This window comes from Parvibaculum sp., assembly GCF_040882025.1.
In the GTDB taxonomy this organism is placed as follows: Bacteria; Pseudomonadota; Alphaproteobacteria; order Parvibaculales; family Parvibaculaceae; genus Parvibaculum.
Genome location: NZ_JBBECC010000092.1, coordinates 1 through 4,693, shown reverse-complemented (window position 1 = coordinate 4,693; position 4,693 = coordinate 1). Strand labels below are relative to the sequence as shown.

The following is a 4,693-nucleotide window of genomic DNA, read 5'->3' as shown; positions in this document are numbered from 1 at the left end:
GGCCTCGACACCAACATCCTGCTGCGTTGGCTTCTCGATGATTCCGGTGTGGCGGACAACGCGCCGGAACAGACAAGACTTGTCGCGAAACTCATTCTCGAAAGCGGCGACACATTCTTCGTCAACAATATCGTTCTGGCGGAAACCGTCTGGGTGCTGCGCAACAAGGCGGAGCAGAGCCGGAAAGTGATCGAAGAGATTGTCATGCGGCTGATCGCCAGCGCGAATGTTGAGCTGGAGAGCGAGGCGGCGGTGCGCCGCGCCCTCGATGCCTTTGTCGAGAGCAAGGCCGACTTCGCCGATTATCTGATCGCGGAAGTGAATGCGGCGGCGGGATGTTCGACGACGCTTACCTTCGACCGCAAGGCCGCGCAGCATTCGTCGTTTTCGATGGTCGGGAAATAAATGCAGCGCATCCTCGTCATCGGCTGCTCCGGCGGCGGCAAGTCGACGCTCGCGCGCAGGCTCGGCGAGAAACTCGCCCTGCCGGTGGTGCATCTCGATGTGCTCTTCTGGAAGCCGGGTTGGGTCGAAAGTTCCTATGACGAGTTCCGGCCGAAGGTCGCCGCCGCAGTGGCCGAAGACCGCTGGGTCATCGACGGCAGTTTCAGCCGCACCTTCGACATCCGCTTGCCGCGTGCCGACACAATCGTCTGGGTCGACCAGCCGCGCCGCGTCTGCCTCTGGCGCGCCTTCCGCCGCACGATGACCCTCTTCGGACGAACACGCGCCGACCTCGCCCCCGGCTGCCCGGAAAAGATCGATCCGGCCTTCTACCGCTTCATCTGGAATTTCAAGCGCACGCACGACGCGATGATCGAGGAAGCGCTGGCCCGCGACGCGTCCCGTGCACAACTGTTCCGTCTACGGAGCGACGGGGAGATTGCCGCCTTTCTGGCCTCGGCCTGAATTATGGTATTTTCGGCGCCAATTCCAGCTTGTCCCCGCCCGTCACGTCTGCCCGCGTTGCGGTCCCGTCTTCAAACGGGGACAAACCATGCCGTCAAACGGGGATAAGTTTTATTTATCCCCGCCCTTGTCTCCGGCCCGAAAGGGTGCGGATGAGGTTTGTGACAGTTTTATGACAGTTCGGTGACAGAGGCACCCTGAAACTGTCGAAAATCGGGGATAAGTCGTGTTTTATTCCGTAGACGGATAATCACGCCGCCTTCGCCGTGCCGCCCACCGTCAGCCCGTCGATGCGGAGCGTCGGCTGGCCGACGCCGACGGGAACGCCTTGTCCGCCCTTGCCGCAAGTGCCGATGCCGGGATCGAGTTTCAGGTCGTTGCCGATCATCGACACGCGCGTCAGCACATCCGGCCCGTTGCCGATCAGCGTTGCGCCTTTGACGGGCGCGCCGATCTTGCCGTTCTCGATGAGATAGGCCTCGGTGCAGGTGAAAACGAACTTGCCCGACGTGATGTCGACCTGTCCGCCGCCGAAGGAAACCGCGTAAATTCCCTTCTTCACCGACGAAAGAATCTCGTCCGGCTCGCGATCGCCCGACAGCATATAGGTGTTCGTCATCCGCGGCATTGGCTGATGCGCATAGGATTCGCGCCGCCCGTTGCCGGTCGCGGCCATCCCCATCAGGCGCGCATTGAGCCTGTCCTGCATATAACCTTTGAGAATGCCGTCTTCGATCAGCACCGTGCGCGAGGTCGGCGTGCCTTCGTCGTCGATCGACAGCGAACCGCGCCGGTCGGCCAGCGTTCCGTCATCGACAACCGTGACGCCGGGCGCGGCGACGCGTTGACCGAGAAGGCCGGCAAAGGCCGATGTCTTCTTGCGGTTGAAATCGCCTTCGAGCCCATGGCCGATCGCTTCGTGCAGCAGAATGCCCGGCCAGCCGGGCCCGAGCACCACATCCATTTCGCCGGCGGGCGCGGGCACGGCTTCGAGATTGACGAGCGCCTGACGGAGCGCCTCGTCCACCTGTCCGCGCCATTTCAGCGGATCGATGAAAACGTCGTAGCCCATCCGGCCGCCGACGCCGCAAGAGCCCGTTTCCTGCCGGTCGCCTTCACCCGCCACGATCGCCACGTTGAGACGCACCAGCGGGCGAATGTCGCGCAGCGTCGCGCCACCCGCGCGGATAATCTCGACCGCCTGCCACTCGCCCGTCAGCGACGCCGAAACCTGCCGCACACGGGCATCGAGGCCGCGCGCATAGGCGTCGATCTCGGCGAGCAGCTTCGTCTTCTCTTCGAAACTCTGGCGCCCCAGCGGATTTTCGTCGGTATAGAGATGCGCGTTGGTGCGCGCGGGGCCGTCGGCCAGGGTGCCGGTGTGGCCGCTCCTGACGGCCTGCACGGCGGCGCTGGCGCGCTTCAGCGCGTCCTCGCTGAGTTCGGAGGCATGCGCATAGCCCGTCGCCTCGCCTGCGACGCAGCGCAAGCCGAAGCCCTGCGTGGTGTCGAAGCTCGCCGTCTTGAGCCGACCGTCGTCGAAACCCACCGCCTCGGATTGGCGGTACTCCATGAACAACTCGCCGTCATCGGCGCCCGCGAGCGCGTCGCCGACAAGCCCCTCGACGCGGGCCCGGTCGAGTCCGGTGCGGGTGAAAAAGAGATCGTCTGAAGGAGCGCGGCTCATAGTCGGGAAATTCCTTGAGTTCAGAGAGAGAGCTGTGGGATTTAGCGGTCGAACCACGCCTCGACCGGCACCAGCCGGCGCGGAAGCCCTGTGAGGTCGCAGCGCACCACCTGCGGTGCACAGCTGTAAAGCGGGTATTGCGTTACTTTCAGCGAAGCGAGGTCGACCAGGAAAACGCCGTTGATGCGGCCGAACCAGGCATCCCATTCGGTGAAGCGCCAGTTTTGCCAGCCATCCGGCGGCGGGCCCACGACATCGCCGACGAGATCGGGATGGGCGGCACAGAAGCCGACGACGCAGCGGCCCGGATCGCGCGTATCGAGCCACGGCGCGGCCTCGGAGATGAGCTCGGGCGCCGCGCCGCCATTATGCGGCAGCAGCAGCCCGGCCGAAATCCGGCGGCCGAGGTGAAAATGAATAAGAGCTTCGTCGCGCATGGGTCGGCTCTCTTTCGTCCATGTGGCAAAAACGGCAGTATCCAAGGCCCACTGTAGGACATTTCCAAGGGCGGGAAAGGCCTGGCGGCCGGAAATTCCGGCAATCGGATACCTGGTCCCATAATTCTCGATCCGGCGCTTTCATTGTGGCAAAACGTCGCAAAACCCCACGCCGGTTGTGGCCTGCCTCGCCGGCATGACTATACTTTGCCCCGCGAGTCGCCCGGCGCGTACGGAGCGGCGAGTTGCGCGCCGTCAGGCCGCAGGCAGGCAGGGGATGAACGCCACGAGGAAAACCGCCGCGCAAAGCGACGGCGGAACTTGCGGCGGCGAACGGTTTATGGTTTCTGACGGCCAGCTTTGGCCGCCCGAGGGTGCAGCCTGCGGATTGGCCGGAAATGGCGCCGATCCGGGGTCGGAAGTTGAATTGACTAGCTGGGGATAAGCATGCGGTTTCTGATCGGTTTCAGCTTCTTCGCGATCGCGCTCGCGGGTGGATATTTTGACGGCGGCATCGTAGCTGCCGCTTTGGCGAACCAGCCGCATGACGGCGGGCTCGGCTTTCAGTCCTCGGCCGCGCCGATCATGGATGATCTGGTGGCTTTCCACACCTTTCTGCTCTGGATCATCACCATCATCGTCGTCTTCGTGACGTTACTGCTCGGCATCGTCGCCTGGCGCTTCAATCGCAAGAGAAATCCAAACCCGTCCAGGACCACGCACAACACGCTGCTCGAAGTGGCATGGACCGTGGTCCCGGTAATGATCCTCGTCGTCATCGCCATCCCGTCCTTCCGCCTCCTCTACAAGCAGATCGTACTTCCCGAAGCGGAAATGACGGTGAAAGCGGTCGGCTATCAGTGGTATTGGGGTTACGAATATCCCGATCACGGCGATATCTCGGTCATCTCGAACATGATCCCGGACGATCAGTTGCAGCCCGGCCAGCCGCGCCTGCTCGCGGCCGATTACGACCTGGTGGTGCCGGTTGACACGACCGTGCGTGTGATCGTCACGGCTTCGGACGTTATTCACGCTTTCGCGGTGCCGTCCTTCGGCGTCAAGATCGACGCGATTCCCGGCCGTCTCAACGAGACTTGGTTCCGTGCGGATCGCACCGGCATGTTCTATGGGCAATGTTCCGAGCTTTGCGGCACACGCCACGCCTTCATGCCGATCAGCGTCAAGGTCGTGACGAAGGAAGAATTCGGCGAATGGGTTGCGCGCGAGCAGCAAGCGGCGCTCGGCGGCGACGGAAAACTGAAACTGGCTGAAGCGCCGGCGGCGGACGCGCGCTAGGCGCGTTTCCTCGACGGTCAGGTAAAAGCATAAAACAGCAAGAACGAAGGGTTACAGAGATGGCAGGGCAAGCTGCGGGTGCGCACGCCGATCACGCCGACCACCCCACGGGCTGGAAGCGCTACGTCTATTCGACGAACCACAAGGACATCGGCACGATGTACCTGATCTTCGCGATCCTCGCGGGGATCGTCGGCGGTGCCATGTCGGTCGTCATGCGTATGGAGCTGCAGCTTCCGGGCGACCAGGTTCTGGGCGGCGATTACAACCTCTTCAACACGCTGGTGACGGCACATGGCCTGATCATGATCTTCTTCATGGTCATGCCGGCGATGATCGGCGGTTTCGGCAACTGGTTCGT

6 protein-coding genes are annotated in these 4,693 nt (G+C 62.9%); 4 read left to right on the top strand and 2 right to left on the bottom strand.

Annotated elements, in window-relative coordinates; translation table 11 throughout:
• Together WEB61_RS06655 and WEB61_RS06650 are read left to right on the top strand one after the other, a co-directional pair.
• A partial coding sequence (locus WEB61_RS06655) for a PIN domain-containing protein (protein WP_368063550.1) occupies positions 1 to 405 on the top strand: 405 nt, incomplete at its 5' end.
• Positions 406 to 909 (top strand): topology modulation protein, encoded by a 504-nt coding sequence (locus WEB61_RS06650; RefSeq protein WP_368063549.1) that lies wholly within the window; start codon positions 406 to 408, stop codon positions 907 to 909.
• Positions 910 to 1,159: 250 nt separating this feature from the next.
• Here WEB61_RS06650 and tldD read toward each other — a convergent pair whose 3' ends face one another.
• Positions 1,160 to 2,596, bottom strand: coding sequence for a metalloprotease TldD (gene tldD, locus WEB61_RS06645; protein ID WP_368063548.1), 1,437 nt, complete (start codon positions 2,594 to 2,596; stop codon positions 1,160 to 1,162).
• A gap of 41 nt (positions 2,597 to 2,637) precedes the next feature.
• The gene (locus tag WEB61_RS06640) at positions 2,638 to 3,033 is read right to left on the bottom strand and encodes a hypothetical protein (protein ID WP_368063547.1); all 396 of its coding nucleotides are present in this window, start codon (positions 3,031 to 3,033) and stop codon (positions 2,638 to 2,640) included.
• Between the two features lie 447 nt (positions 3,034 to 3,480).
• Here WEB61_RS06640 and coxB point away from each other — a divergent pair, with 447 nt between their 5' ends.
• Together coxB and WEB61_RS06630 are read left to right on the top strand one after the other, a co-directional pair.
• Complete coding sequence (gene coxB / locus WEB61_RS06635) at positions 3,481 to 4,332, top strand: cytochrome c oxidase subunit II (protein ID WP_368063546.1); 852 nt, start codon at positions 3,481 to 3,483, stop codon at positions 4,330 to 4,332.
• A gap of 59 nt (positions 4,333 to 4,391) precedes the next feature.
• A partial coding sequence (locus WEB61_RS06630; protein WP_368063545.1) for a cbb3-type cytochrome c oxidase subunit I occupies positions 4,392 to 4,693 on the top strand: 302 nt, incomplete at its 3' end.